The organism is Pelomonas sp. V22, assembly GCF_030014915.1.
Classification (GTDB): domain Bacteria; phylum Pseudomonadota; class Gammaproteobacteria; order Burkholderiales; family Burkholderiaceae_C; genus JAUASW01.
Genome location: NZ_JAGIXS010000003.1, coordinates 279987 through 303104, shown reverse-complemented (window position 1 = coordinate 303104; position 23118 = coordinate 279987). Strand labels below are relative to the sequence as shown.

At 66.9% G+C, this 23118-nt stretch carries 15 protein-coding genes; 6 read left to right on the top strand and 9 right to left on the bottom strand.

Features of this window, described 5'->3' with window-relative positions; genetic code table 11:
- The first annotated feature begins 21 nt into the window (after positions 1-21).
- The 4 genes from J7U46_RS13665 (at position 22) to J7U46_RS13650 (ending at position 8199) form a co-directional block, all read left to right on the top strand.
- On the top strand, positions 22-2982 hold the full coding sequence (locus tag J7U46_RS13665) for a TonB-dependent receptor (RefSeq protein ID WP_282826686.1): 2961 nt from the start codon (positions 22-24) through the stop codon (positions 2980-2982).
- Between the two features lie 206 nt (positions 2983-3188).
- A complete protein-coding gene (locus J7U46_RS13660; RefSeq protein ID WP_282826685.1) occupies positions 3189-6077 on the top strand; it encodes a TonB-dependent receptor in 2889 nt (962 codons plus the stop codon).
- A gap of 14 nt (positions 6078-6091) precedes the next feature.
- The gene (locus J7U46_RS13655; protein WP_282826683.1) at positions 6092-7420 is read left to right on the top strand and encodes a hypothetical protein; all 1329 of its coding nucleotides are present in this window, start codon (positions 6092-6094) and stop codon (positions 7418-7420) included.
- Positions 7417-8199 carry a rhamnogalacturonan acetylesterase gene (locus J7U46_RS13650; protein WP_282826682.1) on the top strand — a complete coding sequence of 261 codons (783 nt, stop codon included), beginning with the start codon at positions 7417-7419 and terminating at the stop codon, positions 8197-8199. Before J7U46_RS13655 ends, J7U46_RS13650 begins: the two co-directional genes overlap by 4 nt.
- On the opposite strand, the gene J7U46_RS13645 is transcribed toward J7U46_RS13650, so the two are convergent.
- The 9 genes from J7U46_RS13645 to J7U46_RS13605 all read right to left on the bottom strand — a co-directional run bounded on the left by J7U46_RS13645 (position 8193) and on the right by J7U46_RS13605 (position 20887).
- Complete coding sequence (locus J7U46_RS13645; protein WP_282826679.1) at positions 8193-9359, bottom strand: dienelactone hydrolase family protein; 1167 nt, start codon at positions 9357-9359, stop codon at positions 8193-8195. The two genes, J7U46_RS13650 and J7U46_RS13645, sit on opposite strands and share 7 nt — an antisense overlap.
- Positions 9360-9398: 39 nt before the next feature.
- Positions 9399-10106, bottom strand: coding sequence for a carbonic anhydrase (locus J7U46_RS13640; RefSeq protein WP_282826677.1), 708 nt, complete (start codon positions 10104-10106; stop codon positions 9399-9401).
- 9 nt (positions 10107-10115) lie between these two features.
- Complete coding sequence (locus J7U46_RS13635) at positions 10116-10982, bottom strand: peptidylprolyl isomerase (protein ID WP_282826675.1); 867 nt, start codon at positions 10980-10982, stop codon at positions 10116-10118.
- A gap of 23 nt (positions 10983-11005) precedes the next feature.
- A complete protein-coding gene (gene narI, locus J7U46_RS13630) occupies positions 11006-11728 on the bottom strand; it encodes a respiratory nitrate reductase subunit gamma (RefSeq protein ID WP_282826673.1) in 723 nt (240 codons plus the stop codon).
- The gene (gene narJ, locus J7U46_RS13625) at positions 11725-12420 is read right to left on the bottom strand and encodes a nitrate reductase molybdenum cofactor assembly chaperone (RefSeq protein ID WP_282826670.1); all 696 of its coding nucleotides are present in this window, start codon (positions 12418-12420) and stop codon (positions 11725-11727) included. Before narJ ends, narI begins: the two co-directional genes overlap by 4 nt.
- 13 nt (positions 12421-12433) lie before the next feature.
- Entirely contained in the window at positions 12434-13957 is a 1524-nt protein-coding gene (narH, locus tag J7U46_RS13620; protein WP_282826668.1) for a nitrate reductase subunit beta, read from the bottom strand.
- The gene (locus J7U46_RS13615; protein ID WP_282826666.1) at positions 13954-17751 is read right to left on the bottom strand and encodes a nitrate reductase subunit alpha; all 3798 of its coding nucleotides are present in this window, start codon (positions 17749-17751) and stop codon (positions 13954-13956) included. Before J7U46_RS13615 ends, narH begins: the two co-directional genes overlap by 4 nt.
- Positions 17752-17776: 25 nt before the next feature.
- Positions 17777-19438 carry an MFS transporter gene (locus J7U46_RS13610; protein ID WP_282826664.1) on the bottom strand — a complete coding sequence of 554 codons (1662 nt, stop codon included), beginning with the start codon at positions 19436-19438 and terminating at the stop codon, positions 17777-17779.
- A gap of 159 nt (positions 19439-19597) precedes the next feature.
- Complete coding sequence (locus tag J7U46_RS13605; protein ID WP_282826662.1) at positions 19598-20887, bottom strand: nitrate/nitrite transporter; 1290 nt, start codon at positions 20885-20887, stop codon at positions 19598-19600.
- A gap of 239 nt (positions 20888-21126) precedes the next feature.
- Here J7U46_RS13605 and J7U46_RS13600 point away from each other — a divergent pair, with 239 nt between their 5' ends.
- Both J7U46_RS13600 and J7U46_RS13595 read left to right on the top strand, forming a co-directional pair.
- Positions 21127-21903, top strand: coding sequence for a Crp/Fnr family transcriptional regulator (locus J7U46_RS13600; RefSeq protein ID WP_282826660.1), 777 nt, complete (start codon positions 21127-21129; stop codon positions 21901-21903).
- A 124-nt stretch (positions 21904-22027) separates the two neighbouring features.
- Complete coding sequence (locus tag J7U46_RS13595; RefSeq protein ID WP_282826659.1) at positions 22028-23041, top strand: tRNA pseudouridine(13) synthase TruD; 1014 nt, start codon at positions 22028-22030, stop codon at positions 23039-23041.
- The last annotated feature ends 77 nt before the right edge of the window (positions 23042-23118 follow it).

Below are 23118 nucleotides of genomic sequence, written 5' to 3'. Positions count from 1 at the left end.
CGACATAACAGGAGACAAGCAATGCAGAAATTCAACCGCCACACGCCGCAGCTCACCAAGCTGGCTGCCTGCCTGCTCGGCTCGAGCTCGCTGCTGGCAGCCGCCCAGACCACGCCACCCGCACCAGCCGCCGCCGCATCCGCTCCCGTGGCCAAGCAGGCCCAGCTGGAGGCCGTGGTCGTGACCGGCCTGCGTGGCGCCCTCGAAAGCGCGCTGCGCAAGAAGCGCGATGAGACCGGCATCGTCGACGTCATCAAGTCCGAAGACATCGGCAAGTTCCCCGACACCAACCTGGCCGAGTCGCTGCAGCGCATGCCCGGCGTGGTGATCGACCGTGACGCCGGCGAAGGCCGTCAGATCACGGTGCGCGGCCTGGGCGGTGACTTCACCCGCACCCGCATCAACGGCATCGAAGGCCAGACCTCCACCGGCGGCACCGACAGCTCCGGCGGCAGCAACAAGACCCGGACGATGGACTTCAACGTCTTCGCCTCCGAACTGTTCAACTCGGTGACGCTGCGCAAGAGCTCGGCCGCCGAAGTGGACGAAGGCTCGCTCGGCGCCGTCGTCGACCTGCAAACCACCCGCCCCTTCGACCTGAAGGGCTTCACCGCCGCAGGTTCGCTGAAGGGCAGCTACAACGACCTGTCCGGCAAGACCACGCCGCGCGTGGCCTTCCTGGTGGCTGACACCTTCGCCGACCGCAAGATCGGCCTGCTGCTGTCGGGTGCCTACTCCAAGCGCAGCCTGCTCGAAGAAGGCTTCAGCACCGTGCGCTGGGACAACGGCATCTCCTCCGGTGGCTGGTGCCCGCCTCAGGGCGCGACCATCGCCACCGGCACCACGCTGCCGGCCGGCTCCACGGCCACCACCTGCGGCCCGGCCGCTCAAGGCGTGGCCCGCCTGCCCAACACGCCCGAGAACCAGGCCGCCTACCAGCTGGCCAGCAATGCCGCGAACTTCCATCCGCGCCTGCCGCGCTATGGCCGCCTGACCCATGAGCAGGACCGCCTGGGCCTGACCGGCTCGTTCCAGATCCGCCCGTCCGAGAACACCCTCGTGACACTGGACATGCTGTATTCCAAGCTCAAGGCCACACGCCAGGAGGACTTCCTGGAAGCGATCTCTTTCAGCCGCACGCTGGGCCAGGGCGGCAAGCCGCAGACCAGCGTGGTCGAGGCCCAATACGGCCCGAACGGCAACCTGCTGTACGGCAAGTACAACGGCGTCGACATCCGCGCCGAGTCGCGCTTCGACCGCCTTTCCACCGTCTACACCCAGCCGACCCTCACGCTGGAACACGACATCAGCGACAGCCTGAAGTTCACCGGCATCGCCGGCCGCGCGGACTCCAAGTTCAAGAACCCGATCCAGACGACCACCACGCTGGACGTGGCCAACGTGAACGGCTACACGATCGACTTCCGCAACAGCGACCGCCTGCCGTCGATCACCTACCCGTTCGATCCGGCCACCACCGGCGGCAGCTCCTTCGGCATCATCGGCGTGCCCACCGGCGGCGCCACCGCGCTGACCAACGGCACGGCCAGCGAGATTCGCATCCGTCCGCAGGGCACGAACAACCGCAACGACGTGATGAACCTGAACCTGGCATGGGAAGCCGTGCCGGACAAGCTGACCATCAAGGGCGGCACCAGTTTCAAGAAGTACACCTTCGAGTCCTACGAGTCGCGCCGCGCGGTCGAGACCATGTACGCCCCTGCCTCCATCGCCGGCCTGACGACGATGGTGACCGGCTTCGGCAAGGGTCAGGACTTGCCTGCGGGCACGATCACGTCCTGGGCCATCCCGGACCTGAACGCCATCGCCTCGCAGTACGACATCTATTGCAACTGCCTGAAGAGCGGCGCTGCTGGCGGCCCGGGCGACTTCACCCTCACCTCCATCACCAACGGCAATGCCCGCGGCAACAACCGCGCGGTGACCGAGTACGACCGTGGCGCCTACCTGCAGGCCGACTTCAGGACCCGCCTCGGTGATGTGCCAGTTCGCGGCAACATCGGCACCCGTCTCGTGCGCACGCAAGTGATCGCCACCGGCTACCTGGCCACCGGCGGCGGCACGGCCGTGACCGTCAGCAACAAGTACGAGGACATGCTGCCCTCGCTGAACCTGACCGCCGAACTCAACCGCGAGATGAATGTGCGCTTCGGCGCGGCCAAGGTGATGTCGCGTCCGCCCCTGCAGCTCATGAACCCCGGTGGCACCATCAACACCACCGGCACGCTCAGCATCTCCACGGGCAACCCCAATCTCGACCCCTTCCGCGCCAACACCGTGGACGCCGGCTTCGAGTGGTACTTCGCCAAGAATGCGCTGCTGGGCCTTGGCGCCTTCTACAAGGACATCGGCTCCTACATCCAGTCCGCTGTGCAGACCGTCAAGTTCAAGGACACCGGCCTGCCGATGAGCCTGCTGCCCAGCAACTTCACGGGTGACGAGCAGTTCGCACTGACCTCCAGCTTCAACACGCCAGGTGGCAAGCTGAAGGGCATCGAGCTGAACTACCAGCAGCCCTTCACCTTCCTGCCGGCCTGGGGCAAGAACTTCGGCACGGTGCTGAACTACACCTACGTGACCTCGAAGATCACCTACTACACCTCGGCCACCAGCACGGTGCCCATCGTGGACGACCTGGTGAACATGTCGCCGCGTGCCTGGAACGCCTCGCTCTACTACGACGACGGCACCTTCAGCGCCCGCATCTCGACGTCCAGCCGCTCCGGCTACCTGACCCGCGTGCCGGGCCAGAACAACAACGACGTCGAAGGCAAGAACGGCACGCGCAACGTGGACCTCTCGGTCTCATACAAGGTCAACAAGAACCTGGACCTGTCGTTCGAAGGCGTGAACCTGACCAACCAGCCCAACGACCAGTTCATCAGCCGGGCCCGCGACAGCGTGGTGGTCAACAACGTGACCGGCCGCGAGTACATGGTCGGCGTTCGCTACAAGTTCTGATCGCACCACGGCCGACCCAGTCCTGCGCGCCGGGTCGGCCGCTTCCCTCTCGCCTCTTCTGCTGGCCGACACCATGCCGTGTCGTGCGCCGGGCAGACATGCCTGAACCCGGGCATTTCCTCCCGTGTGCCGCAACAGCGGCCGCCCCGACATCAACAGCCCGGCCGGACTTTCGTCCGCACGGCCGGGACAGCAGGAGACAAGCAATGCACAAGAGCCGTCGCATCCATTCGGTGCCCAATGCCGTGGCCCTGGCCGTGGCCAGCCTGGCCGTTCCCGCGTCGTTCGCGCAGACCGCCACCAACACGATGGAGCGCATCCAGATCACCGGCTCCTCGATCAAGCAGCTGGCCGGCGAGGCCGCGCTGCCCGTGTCGACGGTCAAGGCTGCCGAGCTCGAGGCCCGCGGCCACACCGAGCTGAAGGACCTGCTGCTGGAGCTGCCGCAGTCGCTCTCGCTGGGCACCAATGCCGGCGCCGCCGGGCCCATGCTCAACCTGCGCGGCCTCGGCCCCATGCGCACCCTCACGCTGCTGAATGGCCGACGCATGGCCAATGAGCCGCTGCAGGACCAGTACGTCAGCGTCAACGTGATCCCGCGCATGGCGCTGGACCGCGCCGAGACGCTGCGCGATGGCGCCTCCGCCATCTACGGCTCCGACGCCATCGGCGGCGTGCAGAACTTCATCACCAAGGACAGCTTCAAGGGCGTGAAGGTCAAGGCCGAATACAACATGCCCGAGCATTCGGGCGGTGGCGAAACCAAGGCCGTCGGCCTGATCGCCGGCATCGGCGACCTCGCCGAGCAGGGCTGGAATGCCTATATCTCGCTGGACCGCCAGAAGAAGTCGGCGCTCTTCAAGGGCGACCGGCCCGAACTGTTCGACAACGCCGTGCTGAATGGCCTGGGCCTTGGCCTCACGCCCGACAACAAGAACCCGAGCCCGAGCGCCAACTTCGGCTTCGCGACCGGCTCCAACTCCAACTACAACCCGGCCTACGCCACCGGCTGCCTGGCGCCCTACTCGCTGCCCACGCTGGGCGCGGGCAGCGTGGCCACGCCGGCCACCTACTCGGCCGGCTGCTACCGCAACCCGCTGTTCTTCGACGCGGTGACCGACGGCAGCGAGATCACCAATGTCTATGGCAAGGCCAGCCTCAACCTGCCGGGCGGCCACAGGCTGGGCCTGGAGCTGCTGCACTCGCAGTTCCTGGTCAAGAAGTACCGCGGCATGCAGACACCGGGCAGCACCGCGCCGGCCACCACCTACAACATGCCGGCCACCAGCAAGTACTACCCGGGCAAGGGCATCACGCCGGCGATCCAGGTGATAGGCAGCAACACCGGCGCCAACTCGCCGACCGCCTTCATCGACGCAACCAAGACCCCCGGCACGGTCAGCACGCTCAACATGAACAACCGCACGATCTACTTCGTGTGGGGCCCAGCCGAACTCGGCTCCGCCTATCGCAATGACGAGCAGTTCAACGACCGCCTGGTGCTCAGCGCCGAGGGCACGGTGGGCAAGTGGGACTACCGCCTCGGCCTGAACTACGGCGCCTCCGAACGCGACACCCGCGCCGGCGGCGGCTACATCCTCTACTCCAAGGCGCAGGAAGGCTTCACCAAGGGCATCCTCAATCCCTTCGGCCTGCAGGACGCCGAAGGCCTGGCCTACCTGAAGAGCATCGAGGCCAGCGACTACAGCTACCGCAACAACAAGGCCTTCAACCAGAGCATCGACCTCAACCTGACACGCGAGCTGATGAACCTGCCGGGAGGCCCGCTGATGCTGGCGCTCTCGGGCGAGCTGCGCCGCGACCTGGCCAAGGTGGCCGCCGCACCGCTGGACTACGTGGCCACCGTGAACGGCGCCCTGGCCATCGACAGCTTCGGCAACATCACCAAGCATGACCTGGTTGGCGAGACGCCCAGCGGCGTGGCCCGCAAGTTGAAGCGCGACATCCACTCGGCCGTGGCCGAGGTCGACGCGCCCATCACCAAGCAGCTGACCCTCAATGCCGCTGTGCGCGCCGACCACTACAGCGACTTGAAGACCACCACGGTCAACCCCAAGCTGTCGGCCCGCTACCAGCCCATGACCGAGCTGGTGCTGCGCGCCTCGGCGAACACCGGCTTCCGCGCGCCGTCCATCATGGACATCCAGAACCCAACACCGGAAGTGCGCACCCAGCTGATGGACGACCCCGTGCTGTGCCCGAGCGCCCAGCCGACGGTGACCAACACCGGCAACCCGGTCACCGGCTACACCCGCGACCAGGTCTGCAATGTGCTGACCAACTACTGGACCAAGTCGCCCGACAACAGCCACCTGAAGCCCGAGAAGTCCAAGGGCTGGACCCTGGGCGCCGCCATCGAGCCGATCAAGGGCCTGCTGCTGACGGCCGACTACTGGGGCAGCAGCCTGCGGGACGTGCTGGGCGCCGTGACCATCGCCGAGGTGCAGCAGGCCCCGGCCAAGTACAGCACCAACATCGCCCGCAAGTCCGACGGCACCATCGACTACATCGTGGCCAGCCAGGCCAACCGGGGCGACATCAGCATCCGCGGCCTGGACCTCTCGGCCGCCTACCGCTTCCCGGCCACCGACTGGGGCACGTTCAACGTGCAGCTGGACGGCACCTACTACGAGAAGTACGACTTCACCGCCGAGAAGGGTGGCGAGCTGCTGCATGACGTGGGCGTCATCACCAATGACGGCCGCTACGGCGGCGCCGGCGTCAATGCCGGCCTCGCGGGCGCGCCCCAGCTGAACTTCCGCTGGAAGCACACGGCCTCCATTGGCTGGCGCCTTGGCCCCTGGTCGGCCCAGCTCTCGCAGCGCCTCAACAGCGGCCTGACCGACCTGACCCCGCGCGCCGGCTCCACCTACACGCGAGTCAAGGGCTACACGCAGTACAACATCAGCGCCGCCTACACCGGCTTCAAGAACACCAAGCTGAGCTTGGCGGTCAACAACATCGCCAATGTCGACCCGATGCTGACGGCCAACACCATCTACACCGGCTACATCACCAGCGCGGCCGACATCCTGGGCCGGGCCTTCAAGTTCACGGCGGAGTACAGCTTCTGATGCGAGGCCAGGCCTTGCTGAAGCGCCGCGCTTTGCTGCTCGCCACGGCCGCCCTGCCCCTGCTGCCCGCAGCAGCGGCAGCGACGGCAGACGCGGGCCTCAATGCCTACAGCCTGGCCACGCGCGGCTGGGCAGAAGCGACGGGCGGGCGTGGCGGGCGCATCCTCCGCGTGACCAGCCTGGCCGAGTCGGGCCCAGGCACGCTGCGCGAGGCGGTCGAGGCCGAGGGCCCGCGCATCGTGGTGTTCGAGGTGGGCGGCGTGATCGACTTCGGCGGCAAGCCGCTGAAGATCACGCAGCCTCATCTGACGATTGCCGGCCAGACGGCGCCGCATCCCGGCATCTCGGTCATCAAGGCCGAGACCATGATCACGACCTACAACGTGATCATCCAGCACCTGATGTTCCGGCCCGGCGAGTTCGGCCGGCCCAAGAAGGGCGGCGGCGATCAGGACGGCATCTCCACGCTGGCTGGCGCGCATGACGTGATCGTCGACCACTGCAGCTTCTCCTGGGCCACCGACGAGAACCTCTCGGCCTCGGGCCCGCGCTTTGGAGGAGCTACGCCGGCCGACTGGCGGCTCGGCACCTCGCACCGCATCACCTACAGCCACAACCTGATCTACGAGGGCCTCAGCCACTCGGTGCATGAGAAGGGCGAGCATTCCAAGGGCTCGCTGATCCATGACAACACCAGCCAGGTCCTGCTGCTCGGCAACCTCTACGCCTCGAACCGCCAGCGCAATGCGCTGTTCAAGGGCGGCGCCCAGGGCGCGATGGTCAACAACCTGATCTTCAATCCCGGCGACCGCGCCGTGCACTACAACCTGATCGCCAAGGAATGGGAGGGCCAGCCGCACCAGACCGGGCGATTGAGCCTTGTCGGCAATGTGCTGCGCCACGGCCCCGACACCACGCCGGGCCTGCCGCTGTTCCTCTTGCTGCAGCAAGGCGATGTGGAGCTGCACCTGGCCGACAACCTGGCCAGCGACCGCAGCGGCAAGGCGATGCCCATGACCGCCAACGCGCCCGGCGCCACCGGCCGCATCCTGGCTATGGAGCGCGCCGAGCTGCCCGCCGGACTGCCCGTGCTGCCAGCCACCCAACTGGCCGAGCGCCTGCCCGCCCTGGTCGGCGCCCGGCCCTGGGACCGCGACGCCATCGACGCCCGCTTGCTCGCCGACATGGCGCGCGGCCAGGGCCGCATCATCGACGCCGAGACCGAGAATCCGCTCGGCTACCCGCGCTACGCGGCCACCCGCCGCGCCTTCCGCGAGCAAGACTGGAACCTCGACGACATGAGCCCCAAGGCGGGCTGGCACTCACTGGCCATCAAGCAATGAAATCCTTCAAGCCTGCCCTGCTCGCGCTGCTGACGGCGCTTAGTCTCCACACAGGCGATGCGAAAGCCCAGACCCTGGGCCTGCGCGTGATCCTGGTCGGCGACTCGACGATGGCGCCACGCAGCGGCTACGGCAATGCCTTGTGCGAACGCCTGCCCCTGCTCGCCTGCATCAACCTCGCACGCGGCGGCCGCAGCACCAAGAGCTACCGCGCCGAAGGCCTGTGGACCAGCGTGACCACGCTTTTGAAGGAAGGCGGGCAAAAGGACCTGGTGCTGATCCAGTTCGGCCACAACGACCAGCCCGGCAAGCCGGGCCGCTCCACCGACCTGGCCACCGAGTTCCCGGTCAACCTCGCCGCCTATGTGGACGAGGTACGGGCCGCCGGCGGCACGCCCCTGCTGCTGACGCCCTTGACCCGCCGCTCCTTCAAGGCCGGCCAGTTGCAGAACGATCTCCTGCCCTGGGCCGATGCGATCCGCAAAGTGGCGGCCGACAAGGGCGTGCAGGTGCTGGACCTGAATGCACTAAGCGCGGCAGCCGTGCAGGCGATGGGGGAAGACCAGGCCGACACGCTGGCGTTGGCGCCCAAGCCGGCAGCGGCCCCTGCCACGCCCATCGACCCCAACCAGGTCGAGCCGCAGGGCCAGCCCAAGAGCCTGTTCGACCGAACGCATGTGGGGCCCAAGGGCGCGGCGCTGTTTGCCGAAATAGTGCTGAAGGAGTTGCTGAGGCTGAGGCCGGAGTTGCAGCCGGCGGCTGTCTCTCGCGCTCAGTAAATCTTGATCTGCCTGCGTTCGAGCCAACTGAACGCCGCATCCTGCTGCTGGGCCGTGAACTGGTGGCCACCCGGCCAAAGGCGGGTCTCCAGCCTGTATCCGGCGCCATTCGCAGTCCAGACTGCACGCAGCTTCTCGAAGGCCTCAGCCACCGAGGCCGGCGGGAACAGCGCGTCCTGCTCGCCGGCGTAGAACAGGGCCGACTTCGGCGCGGCCAGCGCGGCCACATCTGGATAGTCCAGGTAGCGAGCCAGGCCGGGATGGAGCATCGCAAAGGCCGACTGGCCCTTAAGCTGGTTGTTTCCCGGCACCATCAGGCCCTGCAGCGTCGCCATCCAGTTGACCGCAATGCAGAAGCGCACGTCGTCCGACAAGGCCGCCAGCTGCCAGGCGCGTTGCGCGCCCATGGAGAAGCCGATGGCTGCCACGCTCGAGCGGTCGACCTCGGGCCGCGTGGCGAGGAAGCGCGCCAGCCGCACATCCTCGGTGGCGATCAGCGCCGCCCAGGAGATGCCGAAGTTCATCAGGTTGGCGGCCAGGGCCTGCTGGCTGTCGCGCTGGAAGCCCGGTGCGCTGCGGTCGCCCCAGCCCAGCGCATCGGCGACCAGCACCACATGGCCGCGCCGCGCCAGTTCGTCGCCGGGGAAACGGCCCGAGAAGTAGCGTGCGGCCCAGGCTTCAGCCGACTGCTCGCGGGCCGCATCGCCCCAGGGACGCACCAGCTTTTCCTTGCCGATGTCGAAGCGGGCGCCATGGTCGTGCAGCATCAGCGCGGCCGGGAACGGACCCGCGCCCTTGGGCACCAGCATCAAGGCCGTGACCCGCCCGTACCTCGAGAGGCTGAGTTCGATGCGGCGCGCCACGTAGCTGCCACGGTCGATCTCATCGAGCACGCGCGGCTCGAACGGCGTCGCATCCTCGGTGGGCAGCAGCATCAGCTCGCGGGCCTTGGCCAGGCCTGCCGCACGCCAGGCTTGGGGCCGCGATTTGTCGGCGTCGGTCCAGCCCAGCTTGAAGTTCAGCTCGCCGCGCAGTTGCTCGTGGAAAGCCGGCAGGCTGCCATCCGGGCCGACGAGTCCGGTGCTGCCTGGCGGCTCGGCCGAAGCACCGGCCGCGATCAAACCGAGGAACAAGAAGGCGGCACGAAATGACTTCAGCATGGCGGCCGATTATCCCGGCGTCAGGCTGCAGTGCCGCACTCAGCGCTGCGGCCGCCAGGCCTCGTCGATCTCATTGAAGATGGACTGGCCGGGGTCCACCGGGTCCAGGCTGTAGGGCCCGTCGCCGCTGTGCTCGGCGCGGCTGGCCGGCACGAAGCAGCCCTGCTTCACATCGAAGACATTGACCTCGCCGTCCTCGATCACGTAGTGCCAGCCATGCAGGCTGAGCCCGCCCTGCTCCACGCGCGAGCGCACCATCGGATAGTCCATCAGCCGCTCCAGCTGCAGCACGACCGAGCGCTCCTCGGTGCGGCGCAGGGCCTCGGGGCTGGGCTGGACAGGCAACGTGGCCTCACGGCCCAGCTCCAGCCAGGCCTTCAGGTTGGTGGCCTCCGGAGGGGGCTCGCCATAGAGCGCGCGGATGCCGCCGCAATGGCTGTGGCCGCAGACGATGATGTGCTTCACGTCCAGCGACAGCACCGCGAACTCGATGGCGGCCGCCGTGCCGTGATGGCCGGCCGAGCCGTCGTACGGCGGCACGAAGGCGGCGACGTTGCGGACCAGGAAGAGCTCACCGGGCCCGGCTCCCGTCAGCAGATAGGGCACCAGGCGCGAATCCGAACAGCCGATGAACAGCGTGGTCGGATGCTGGCCCTGCTCGACCAGGTCCTTGAAGCGGCTGCGGTACTGCGGAAAGAAGTCGGTGTTGAACTTCCGCAGCCGCTCGAGCAACTCATCGCCAGGCATGGCCACCTGCTACTGCAGCAGCGGCGAGTCTGCGCCTTCCAGTTCCACACCCTGCAGCGCGGCCGATCCGGCCAGCAGGTTCAGGTACTGGCGCAAGGCGGTCACATAGGCCTGCTGGCGCAAGGTCTGGGCGATGGCGCCCTCCACGGCTTCGTAGGCTTGCTGCTGCCCGGCCTCGCGCGCTTCGACGCGGATGATGTGGAAGCCGAAGCGGGTGGTGATCAGGCGCGGCAGCACGCCCACGTGGGCCGATCCCTCGTCCTGCGCGAACAGCGCGGCTGCGAACTCGGGCGCGCAGTCGCCGCGTGTGAGCACGCCCAGCTCGCCGCCCTGCTCGCCGCTCGGGCAGTTGCTGGACTCGCGCGCGGCTTCGGCAAAGGCGGCCTCGTCGGCGCAGCGCAGGCCGATCAGCAGGCCTTCGGCCCGGCGGCGCAGCGCATCGATGTCCACGCCCGGCGTCACCGCGAACAGGATGTGGCGGGCCTGCACCGTCTCGCCGACGCTGTAGCGCGAGCGATGGGCCTCGTAGTAGCGGCGGCAGGCTGCTGCATCGGGTTCAGGCAGTCGCAGCTCGCGTTCCAGCAGTTGCTCGATGGCAGCTGAAGCCGCCTCGCTCAGCACGCCGTCCGTCGAGGCGGTGTCGTCCAAGCCGAGCAGGCCGGCTTGCTGGGCCGCCTGGCGCAGCAGCTCGGAGTAGGCGCGCTGGCGCAGTGCCTCCGGGTCCGGCGATTCGCCGGCGCCGTGCAGCGGCACGCCATTGACACGCGCCACCGGGGCGATCTTGTCGCTCTTGTAGACGTCTTCTGCTTCGACCTGCTGCGTCTTGGCGCCACCACCACCGCAGCTGCAACTGCCGGTTCCACCACATCCACTCATGTCGTTCTCCTTGATGTTGGGGTTCAGCGGCGCTGCGGGGTCGTGTGACCAGGCGGCAGTGAGATGCGACGACTGCGCACCAGCTGATACGGACGCACCAGGTAGGCCAGGGTGCCGAAGCCGCTCCACACATGGACGAGGCGGGTGAAGGGGAACACCAGGAACACGCTCATGCCGAGGAACATGTGGAGCTTGAACACCCACGATGCCGAGGCCAGCAACTCCACCGCGCCCGGGCGGAAGGTGACGATGCGCTGGGCCCATTCCGCCAGCAGCATCATCATGCCGCCGTCCAGGTGCTGGGCCGACAGCGGGATGGTCGCCAGGCCCAGCAGCAGCTGCACCCACAGCAGCACCAGCAGCAGGATGTCGCTCGCCTTGCTGTTGCGGCGGATGCGCTCATCGCTCAGGCGGCGGTGCAGCAGGAGGCTCACGCCCACGAAACCGAGCAGGCCCGCGATGCCGCCGCTGACCATGGCCATCAGCTGCTTGTCGCCGGCGCTGATGAAGTGCTCGTACAGGAAGTGCGGCGTCAGCATGCCGACCGTGTGGCCAAAGAACAGGAACAGCACGCCGATGTGGAACAGGTTGCTGCCCCAGCGCAGGCTGCCCTTTCGCAGCAGCTGCGAGGAGTCGCTTTTCCAGCTGTACTGGTCACGGTCGAAGCGCAGGAGGCTGCCGACCAGGAAGACCGCCAGGCACACATAGGGATAGATGCCGAACAAGGCAAAGTTGATCGAGCTCATGGACGTACTCCTTGGGAGGCCGTGTGGGTCTTCTTGACGATGTGGATGGGCTGGGGCGTGCCGGGCCGGCTCTGGCCCTTGGACGAGCAGCCGTCAAAGGCCGGCGGCTCTTCCCAGGCCTCGTCCAGCGGCTCATCGACGGTGATCTGCACCGCCTGCGGCCGCTCGCCGGCCAGCTCCAGCACCGCGCCGATGGCGGCGGCATAGGGGTTGTTGTCGCGCTTGATCAGGGCCGTGTGGATGGCGTTCAGGATGTGGGCCATCTCGGCCAGGAAGGCGCGGGCCGTGGCGGGTTCCTGGGTCGACGCGAACTCGAGCACCACCGGCAGGAAGTCCGGCAATTCGCTCGCGTCAAAGAACATGCCACCGGCCTCGTAGGTCTTGGCCAGGTCCACCAAAGCCGGGCCGCGCTCGCGCGAGTCGCCGTGCACATGCTCGAACAGATGCAGGCTGGTGGCGCGACCGCGGTCGAAGGTCTCCACGTAGAGCGCCTGCACCGCATAGCACTCGCCGCGCGCCAGGCGCAGCACCAGGCCTTCGAGCTCGGCCAGGCGCTCGCTTGAGAGCGCGCCCTCCTCGCGCAGCACGGCCAGCAACTGCGGCAGCAGGTTCAGCAGTTCGTCAGACGGATAGTCCAGCAGGCGCGCCAGCGCGCGGCAGCTGAGGGAGATTGCAGAAGTCTTCTTGCTCATGGCTCTGGCCTCCTCACACCGTCGTCTTGATCGGGATCGTGCGGCGCTTCTCGCCACCGAATAGGCTGACATTGGTCTCGCCTTCCGAGCAGCCATTGCCGAAGCTGAAGCCGCAGCCGCCGCGCAGGTCGTAGGCGTTCTCGGCGTACTCGCGGTGCGTGGTCGGGATGACGAAGCGGTCCTCGTAGTTGGCAATGGCCATGGTTTGGTACATGTCCTCGACCTCGCTCTTGATCAGGCCGACCTGGTCCAGCACCGCGCGGTTCTCCACGCCGTCCACATGCTTGCCGCGCTGGTAGGCGCGCATGGCCAGCATGCGTTCCAGCGCCCGCTCGACCGGCATCACGTCGCCGGCGGTCAAGAGGTTGGCCAGGTACTGGACCGGGATGCGCAGCTGCTTGAGGTCGGGGATCTCGCCATTGGCGCCGATGTGGCCGGCGTGAGCGGCGGCGCTGATCGGCGAGAGCGGCGGCACATACCAGACCATGGGCAGGGTGCGGTACTCGGGGTGCAGCGGCAGGGCCACCTTCCAGTCCACGGCCATCTTGTAGACGGGGCTCTTGCGGGCCGACTCCAGCCAGGCTTCGGGGATGCCGTCGCGCCGCGCCTGCTCGATCACGGCGGGGTCGTTCGGGTCCAGGAAAATGTCGAGCTGGGCCTGGTAGAGGTCCTTGTCTTCCTTGACGCTCGCAGCTTCTTCGATGCGGTCGGCGTCATAGAGCAGCACGCCCAGGTAACGGATGCGGCCCACGCAGGTTTCGGAGCAGACCGTGGGCTGGCCCGCCTCGATGCGCGGGTAGCAGAAGATGCACTTCTCGGCCTTGCCGCTCTGCCAGTTGTAGTAGATCTTCTTGTAGGGGCAGCCCGACACGCACATGCGCCAGCCGCGGCACTTGTCCTGGTCGATCAGCACGATGCCGTCTTCCTCGCGCTTGTAGATCGAGCCCGAGGGGCAGGACGCGACGCAGGCCGGGTTCAGGCAGTGCTCGCACAGCCTCGGCAGGTACATCATGAAGGTGTTCTCGAACTGGCCGTAGATGTCCTTCTGCACATCCTCGAAGTTCTTGTCCTTCGAGCGCTTCGTGAACTCTCCGCCCAGGATCTCCTCCCAGTTCGGGCCCCATTCGATCTTCTGCATGCGCTGGCCGGTGATCAGGCTGCGCGGCCTTGCAGTCGGTGCGGCCTTGGACTTGGGCGCCGACTGCAGGTGGTCGTAGTCGAAGGTGAAGGGTTCGTAGTAGTCGTCGATCTCGGGCAGGTTGGGGTTGGCGAAGATGCGCATCAGCAGCTTCCACTTGCCGCCCTGACGCGGCTCGATCTCGCCGCTGGCCTTTCTCACCCAGCCGCCATGCCACTTGTCCTGGTTCTCCCATTCCTTGGGATAGCCGATGCCGGGCTTGGTCTCCACGTTGTTGAACCAGGCGTATTCCATGCCCGGCCGGTTGGTCCAGACGTTTTTGCAGGTGACCGAACAGGTGTGGCAGCCGATGCACTTGTCCAGGTTCAGCACCATGCCGATTTGTGCTCTGACTTTCATGCGTGTGCTCCTTCAGCGGCCGTACCTTCTTCATCCAGCCAGTCGATCTTGGCCATCTTGCGCACCAGCACGAACTCGTCGCGGTTGGTGCCAATCGTTCCGTAGTAGTTGAAGCCGTAGCTCAGCTGGGCGTAGCCGCCGATCATGTGGGTCGGCTTGGTGACGATGCGGGTCACCGAGTTGTGGATGCCGCCGCGCGTGCCGGTGATCTCCGACCCCGGCGTGTTGATGATCTTTTCCTGCGAGTGGTACATCAGGGTCATGCCCGGTTTCACCCGCTGCGAGACCACCGCCCGCGCCGCGATCGCGCCGTTGGCGTTGTAGAGCTCGATCCAGTCGTTGTCGACGATGCCGGCCGCTGCGGCATCCTGCTCCGACAGCCACACGACCGACCCGCCACGGTTCAGCGTCAGCATCATCAGGTTGTCGCTGTAGGTCGAGTGGATGCCCCACTTCTGGTGCGGCGTGATGAAGTTCAGCGCCACCGCCTTGTGGCCGTTGGGCTTGAGGTGCTCGACCTCAGCCAGCGTCTTCAGGTCCACCGGCGGCCGGTAGCTGGTGAAGCCTTCGCCGAAGGCCTGCATCCAGGGGTGATCCTGGTAGAACTGCTGGCGGCCCGTGAGGGTGCGCCATGGGATCAGTTCATGGACGTTGGTGTAGCCGGCGTTGTAGGAGACCTTCTCGCTCTCGAGGCCCGACCAGGTCGGCGAGCTGATGATCTTGCGTGGCTGCGCCTGGATGTCGCGGAAGCGGATCTTCTCGTCCTCGCGATGCAGGGCCAGATGGGCATGCTCGCGGCCGGTCTGCTTGCTGAGCGCCTCCCAGGCCTTGACGGCCACATGGCCGTTGGTCTCGGGCGCCAGCTGCAACACGACCTCGGTGGCATCGATGTCGGTCTCGATCTTCGGCATGCCCTGCGTCACGCCCTCTTCCCGGACGCGGCCGTTCAGGTCGCCCAGCTGCTCCACCTCGGTCTTGGTGTCCCAGCCTATGCCCTTGCCGCCATTGCCCACCTTGTTCATCAAGGGGCCGAGGGCGGTGAAGCGCTTGTAGAGGTTCGGGTAGTCGCGCTCCACCACGGCCATCTGCGGCGCGGTCTTGCCCGGTATCAGCTCGCACTCGCCCTTCTTCCACTCCTTCACGTCGAAGGGCTGGGCCAGCTCGGCCGGGCTGTCGTGCATCAGCGGGCTCAGCACCAGCTCCTTCTCCACGCCCAGGTGGCCGACGCAGAGCTCGCTGAAGGTCTTGGCGAAGCCCTTGTAGATCTCCCAGTCGCTGCGGGCCTGCCAGGCCGGGTCCACCGCCGTCGAGAGCGGATGGATGAAGGGATGCATGTCGCTGGTGTTGAGGTCGTTCTTCTCGTACCAGGTGGCCGTGGGCAGCACGATGTCCGAGTACAGGCAGGTCGTGCTCATGCGGAAGTCCAGCGTGACCAGCAGGTCCAGCTTGCCCTCCGGGGCCTTGCCGTGCCATTCGACTTCCTGCGGCTTGGCGTCGTTGGGACCCAGGTCCTTGCCCTGCACGCCATTGGTCGTGCCCAGCAGGTGCTTGAGGAAGTACTCGTGGCCCTTGCCGGAGGAGCCGAGGATGTTGGAGCGCCACACGAACATGTTGCGCGGCCAGTTGGCGGGATGGTCAGGGTCCTCGCAGCTCATGCGCAGCGAGCCGTCCTTCAGGCCCTGCACGGCGAAGTCCTTGGCATCGATGCCGGCGGCCTGGGCCTGCTTGACGAGGGTGATGGGGTTGGTCTGCAGCTGCGGGGCGCTGGGCAGCCAGCCCATGCGCTCGGCGCGCACGTTGTAGTCGATCAGGCTGCCGCCGAACTTCTGCTTGTCGGCCAGCGGCGAGAGCACCTCGCTCACGTCCAGCTTCTCGTAGCGCCACTGGTCGGTGTGGGCATAGAAGAAGCTCGTCGAGTTCATCTGGCGCGGCGGGCGGATCCAGTCCAGCGCAAAGGCCAGTGCGGTCCAGCCGGTCTGCGGGCGCAGCTTTTCCTGGCCCACGTAATGCGCCCAGCCGCCGCCGCTCTGGCCTATGCAGCCGCACATCATCAGCAAGTTGATGATGCCCCGGTAGTTCATGTCGCAGTGGTACCAGTGGTTCATCGCCGCGCCGATGATCACCATGGACTTGCCACGGGTCTTGTCGGCGTTGTCGGCGAACTGGCGGGCCACCGTGGTGATCTGCTCGCGCTTGACGCCCGTGATGCTCTCGGCCCAGGCGGGCGTGTAGGGCTTGTTGTCGTCATAGCTCTCGGGCGTGTCGTCGCCGAAGCCGCGGTTGATGCCGTACTGCGCCACCTGCAGGTCGAACACGGTGGCCACCAGCACCTCTTCGGCGTCCTCATGCTTGCCGAGCTTCAGGCGCACGGCCGGCACGCGGCGCTGGATCACGTCCTGCTGCTTGTTGGCCGTGAAGTGCGGGGTCTCGACGCCGCCGAAGTACGGGAAGCCGACCTCGACCAACTCGTGGGCCTGCTCGCCGTCTTCAATCACGCTGAGCTTCAGCTTCACATCGCTGTCGCTGCGGGCTTCCTTGTTCTCGAGGTTCCACTTGCCTTCATCGGCACGGCCGTTCGGGCCCCAGCGGAAGCCGATGGAACCATTGGGCAGCACGACCTTGCCCTGCTCGTCAAAGGCCAGCGTCTTCCACTCGGGGTTGTTCTCCTGCCCGAGCTTCCCGCCGAAGTCGCTGGCGCGCAGGTAGTGGTCGGGCACCAGCAGCTCGCGGCCGTCGGCTGTCGTCTGCTTCTTCAGGCGGACCAGCATCGGCAGGTCGGTGTAGCGGCGGGCGTAGTCGTCGAAGTAGGCCGAGCGCCCCTTGCCGCCGTCCTTGAAGAAGAATTCCTTCAAGACCACATGGCCCATGGCCATCGCGATGGCCGCATCCGTGCCCTGCTTGGGGTGCAGCCAGAGGTCGGCCAGCTTGGAGATCTCGGCGTAGTCCGGCGTGATCGCCACCGTCTTGGCGCCCTTGTAGCGCACCTCGGTGAAGAAGTGGGCGTCCGGCGTGCGCGTCTGCGGCACGTTGGAACCCCAGGCGATGATGAAGGTGGAGTTGTACCAATCGGCGCTCTCGGGCACGTCGGTCTGCTCGCCCCAGATCTGGGGGCTGGCCGGCGGCAGGTCGCAGTACCAGTCGTAGAAGCTCATGCAGACGCCGCCCAGCAGGCTCAGGTAGCGGCTGCCGGCGGCGTAGGAAATCATCGACATGGCCGGGATGGGCGAGAAGCCGATCACGCGGTCCGGGCCGTGCTTCTTGACCGTGTAGATATTGGCCGAGGCGATGATCTCGTTGACCTCGTCCCAGGTCGAACGCACGAAGCCGCCCAGGCCGCGGTCCTTCTGCCACTCGCGCCGCGCCTCGGTGTTCTCGACGATGTTGGCCCAGGCGTCGACCGGCGTCTTGGCCACCGCACGGGCAGCCCGCCAGGACTTGAGCAGCGAGCCGCGCACCATCGGGTACTTCACGCGGTTGGCGCTGTAGAGGTACCAGCTGTACGAAGCGCCGCGGGCGCAGCCGCGCGGCTCGTGGTTGGGCAGGTCGGGCCGGGTGCGCGGGTAGTCGGTCTGCTGGGTTTCCCAGGTGACGATGCCGCCCTTGACGTAGATCTTCCACGAGCAGGAGCCCGTGCAGTTCGTGCCATGGGTGGAGCGCACGATCTTGTCGTGCGACCAGCGGTCGCGGTAGGCGTCTTCCCAGGTCCGGTCCTCGCCGGTGGTGCGGCCATGGCCGTCGGCGAAGTCTTGCTTGGGTTGAGCGAAGTAGCTCAGGCGGTCGAGAAAGTGACTCATATCGGGTCCTCAGGAAACGTCTGGTTCAGGGGTTCTTGATCTCTGCGCCACGGCGCAGGTAGAACCACCAGTTCAGGACGAGGCAGACGGCGTAGAACACCGCGAAGCCATAGAAAGCGAGTTGCGGTGTGCCGGCCTTGACCTGCTGGCCGATCAGCACCGGCGCGATGAAGGCGCCATAGGCCGCCACGGCCGAGGTCCAGCCCAGCACCGGGCCGGCCTGCTGCCGGTCGAAGATCACGCCCACGCTGCGGAAGGTCGAGCCATTGCCCACGCCGCTGGCGGCGAACAGCAGCACCATCAGGCCCATGAAGCTGCCGAAGTACTGCTCCGGCGTGGCCGAGCCATAGGCCTGCATCAGCACGTTGCCGACGGCGGCCGAGGCCACCACCATCACGGCCGAGATCACCTGGGTGACGATGGAGCCGCCGACCTTGTCCGAAATCCAGCCGCCGATCGGGCGCACCGCAGCGCCGACGAAGGGGCCGATCCAGGCCCAGGTCAGGGCCGAGGGGGCATTGGGATTCTTCAGCGTGTGCTGCAGCACGCCGCTGGCGTCCGGGATGTGCTGGAAGCCGAAGATCACCGTGATCGCCAGCGGCAGGGCCATCGAGAAGCCGATGAAGCTGCCGAAGGTCACCACGTAGAGCGCGGTCATGCTCCAGGTGTGCTTGTTGGAGAAGATCGCGAACTGCTTGCTGACGTTCTCGCGCATGGCGCCGAAGGCCGCCAGCTTCATCATGCCGAGCGCGGCAATGATGTCGAGCGGGATGGCCACCCACATGTTCAGGAGGCCGAGTCCGGTGGGCGCCGGCAGGTAGAGATACAGCATCCCGATGGAGGGGATGAAGGCCAGCGAATAGAGGTAGGTGATCTTGCCGAAGGCCACCAGCGGCGAGCCAGCGGCCGGCGTCACCGACTTCAGGTTGTTCATGCCCAGCCAGCACAGCAGGGACAGCGGCACCAGGGACAGCACCCAGGCGAAGCCGGCGTTCTGGATCCAGGTCGGTGTGCCGGCCTTGATCTTGCCGAAGATCCAGCCACTGTCCTTCACCAGCAGCATGGGCTCACCGCCGAAACCCAGCCAGCCGAAGACGCTGACCGTCATCACCAGCGGGATGACGATCTGCATCGTCGTGACGCCGAAGTTGCCGAGGCCTGCATTCAGGCCGAGGGCCGTGCCCTGCAGGCGCTTCGGGAAGAAGGTTGAGATGTTGGACATCGACGAGGCGAAGTTGCCGCCGCCCACGCCGCTCCACAGCGCCATCAGCTGGAAGGCCCAGAGCGGCCAGTCCTTGTGCTGCAGCGCGACGCCGGTGCCTATGGCCGGGGCCAGCAGCATGGCGGTGGTGAGAAAAATGGTGTTGCGGCCGCCGGCCATGCGGATCAGGAACGAAGCCGGGATGCGCATCGTGGCGCCCGAGATGCCGGCGATGGCCGTTAGCGTGAACAGCTCGGCCTGCGTGAACGGGAAGCCGAGGTTCAGCATCTGCACCGTGATGATTCCCCACATGCCCCAGACGGCGAAGCCGCAGAGCAAGGCCGGGATCGAGATCCAGAGGTTGCGGTAGGCGATGCGCTTGCCCGTGGTGTTCCAGTAGTTGTCGTCTTCCGGACGCCAGTCCTGGATGTCGGCGCCGCTGTCGGTAGCAACCGGCGCGGCGACTCTTGTCGTTGTCGGGTTCATGATGTGCTCCTTGAAGTTCGGGGCCGAGCGCAGGGCCGCTCCCAAGCCGGCCCACCGGCGGCGGTTGGCGGCTCGATGCCGCGAACCGCCTCGTCCCCTTGGGGGACCGACCGGCAGCGCCCGCGTGCAGCGGGGCGATGTTGGGCGAGGGGTCTCATCTCAGCGGGCGAAGCTGCGCGACATCGGCGATTCGGGGGCGTTCTTGCCCATGACCTCGGTCTTGCGCACCTCGGTCCAGTACATCCAGATCAGCGAGACCCAGACCACGCCGTACATCAGCATGAAGGCGCTGGAGCGCACGCCGGTGAGGTCCATCAGCGCGCCGAAGAGGATGGGCAGGACAAAGCCGCCCATGCCGCCGGCCAGGCCCACGATGCCGCTGATGGCGCCGATGTTCTGGCCGTAGTCGTCGCTGATGTACTTGAAGACGCTGGCCTTGCCGAAGGCCCAGGCCACACCCAGCACCGCGAGCAGGCCGGTGAAGCCATAGACGTTCAGGCCGATGTGGAAGGTGCGCGGGCCGTTGACCGTGGTGACGGTGAAGTCGGTCTGCGGATAGGACAGCAGGAACAGGCAGATCCAGCTCACCCACATCACCCACCAGGTGACGCTGTGGGCGCCGTACTTGTCGGACAGCCAGCCGCCGATGGCGCGCAGCACGCCGCCCGGCAGCGAGAAGCAGGCGGCCAGCAAGGCGGCCACGCGGATGTCGAGACCGAACTCGCCCACGTAGTACTGCACCATCCACAGCGACAGCGCCACATAGCCGCCGAACACGATGGAGTAGTACTGGCAGTACTTCAGCACCTTGGGGTCCTTGAGCGCCTTCAGCTGCTGGCCGAAGCTGGCCTTGCTGGTGACCACATGGCTCTCGTCATGCGCGCTGAACAGCCAGAACAGGATGGCCGTGCCGAGCAGGATGGCCGCATAGACCTGGGGCACCATCACCCAGCCGAAGGCCACGACGAGGGCCGGTGCCACGAACTTGTTGACCGCCGCACCCGAGTTGCCGGCGCCGAACACGCCCATCGCAAAGCCCTGCCGGCTCTTGGGGAACCAGCGCGCCACATAGGGCGTGCCGACCGAGAACGAGCCGCCCGCCAGGCCGACGAAGAGGCCGATGGTGAGGAACTGCCAGTAGGCCGTGGCATAGCTCATCAGCCAGATCGGGATCACGCAGCACAGCATCAGCGTGAAGAACACGATGCGGCCGCCGAAGCGGTCGGTCCAGATGCCGAGCGGCACGCGTATCAGCGAGCCGGTCAGCACCGGCATGGCGGTCAGCAGGCCGAACTCGGTGGCGTTCAGGCCCAGCTGTTTTTTGATCGGGATGCCGATGACGCCGAACATCATCCAGACCATGAAGCAGACGGTGAAGGCCAGCGTGCTGACGATCAGCACCGACAGTGCGCGGCCGGAACCTGGGGGCGAAGACTTGGCGGAGGACATGGGGAAGCGCTCCTTGGGGAGTGACTCTTGACTGGAGCCCACTGTAGGAATCGCGGCCGCCCGCAGGCATCCATCGGTCGAGGCGGTCGCCCTGCGCAAAAGAACTAGGCCGCCACGCGCCACCATCCGCCGAAAGAACTACTGAGGGGGTCGGCGGCGCCTTTCTTGCACCAGATCAAAACCATGCAGATCGTTCGGGTGGTCGACTGGGAAGCAAACCCATGCCGGAGGAGACCGGAATGATCGACCTGAGCCACACCGCCGCCACGCCGCGCCGCCCGATCGGCCTGCCCAAGACCGGGCCGGAGGAGACGCCGCCGCTCCGCGCCGCCCTGCGGGCGGCCCTGGGCCACGAGCCCATCAGCCCCTCCGCCTTGCGTGCGCTGGAGGGCCTCGGCCGCACACGCCGCCTGCGAGCCGGCGAAACCCTGCTGCGCGCCGGCGAAGGGCCGGTGCATGGCCTGTGGCTGCTGCTGGGCGGCCAGGCCTGTGCCGGCAAGCGCGATGCACGCGGGCGCTGGTGGCAGTCGCGCGAGCTGGTGGCCGGCGACTGGGTCGACCTGGCGAGCGCCTGGCGCGAACCCGCCATCGCCCTGGAAACCGTGATCGCCCAGACCCCGGCCCAGGTGCACGAATTCCCCGCCGACACCGTGCTCGCGCTGTGCGACGGCGAACCCGGGCTGATGCGCGCCCTCGTCCGCTCGCTGGCCGACCAGCTGGCCGGCGCCACACTCGACAAGCAGGCCCTGCTGACGCGCGACGTCAGCGCCCGCCTGGCGGCCTGGTTGCTGGAGCAGCATGAAGCCGCCGGCGGCCACGGCAGCGAACTGATCCTGCGCCAGCAAAAGCAGCTGGTCGCCTCCCAGCTCGGCATCACGCCGGAGACGCTGTCGCGCACGCTCAAGAGCCTGCAGGAGCAAGGCCTGGTGCAGGTGGATCGCTACCTGGTGCAGATCGGTGACATGGCGGGCCTGAAGGGGCTGGCGGCGCGGGTGCCGCCGCTGTATTCGCGGTGAAGGGCCGGGCGGCGACCACCGCTCCCCCTCGCAGAGCGCTTACGATGCCAGCCTCTTCCAGGTGGGCGGTCCCCGGTCGGCCCGCCGGCCGCCCCCTCCGCCGCCGCTCCCCGCCAGATCTCCCATGCCAGACGCTCACTACACCACCTTGCCACACTGGCCCAAGGCCTATCCGGCCAGCGGCGCCAGCGCCACGCTGAAGCTCCTCAACGAAGACTTCATCGTGACCGAGCTGCCGCTGCAGCTGCCCTCCGGCGCCGGCGAACACCTCTGGCTGGACATCGAGAAGAACGGCGCCAACACCGCTTTCGTCGCCCAGCAATTGGCCGAAGCCGCCGGCGTGAAGGAGTGGGACGTGGGCTATGCCGGCCTCAAGGACCGCTACGCCATCACCCGCCAGTGGTTCAGCATCTACCTGCCCAAGGGTGAAACACCCGACCTGACCGAGCTCCAGCACGCTGAATTCAAGGTACTGAGCCAGAGCCGCCACGTGAAGAAACTGCGCCCCGGCGACCTGCAGGGCAACCGCTTCCGCATCGTGCTGCGCGACGTGACCGGCGACCGCGATGCCATCGAAGCCAATCTGAAGGCCGTTGCCACGCAGGGCGCGCCCAATTACTTCGGCGCCCAGCGTTTCGGCCACGACGGCGGCAACGTCGAGCAAGGCCGCGCCATGCTGGCCCGCGAGATCCGTGTGCGCAACCCGAAGAAGAAAGGCATCTACCTCTCGGCGGTGCGCTCCTTTGTCTTCAACGAAGTGCTGGCACTGCGCATCCAGCAAGGGCTCTGGGGCCAGACCTTGCCCGGCGACGTGATGGACGAAGCCGGCCGCCCCACCGGCCCGCTCTGGGGGCGCGGGCGCGTGAGCACGACCGATCAGGCCCAGGCCCTGGAGAACGGCGTGGCCGAGCGTCACGCCATCCTGTGCGATGGCATGGAACACGCCGGCCTGGATCAGGACCGGCGCCCCCTGGTGGCGAGCCCGGTGGACATGTCGTGGGAATGGCTGCAGGCCGATCAGCTGGTGATCACGCTCTCGCTGCCGGCTGGGACCTACGCCACGTCGGTGCTGAGCGAGATTCTGAGCACGACGGAGCCGGAGAGGCATGTGGAGGGCGAGGCTGGAGCGGTTGAGTGACGGTGGTGGCCAGCCTTGCGTTTGAGTTCTTCAAGAACCTCGCTCTGCGCGACTTGATCAAAGTCCTTTAAGTGAGC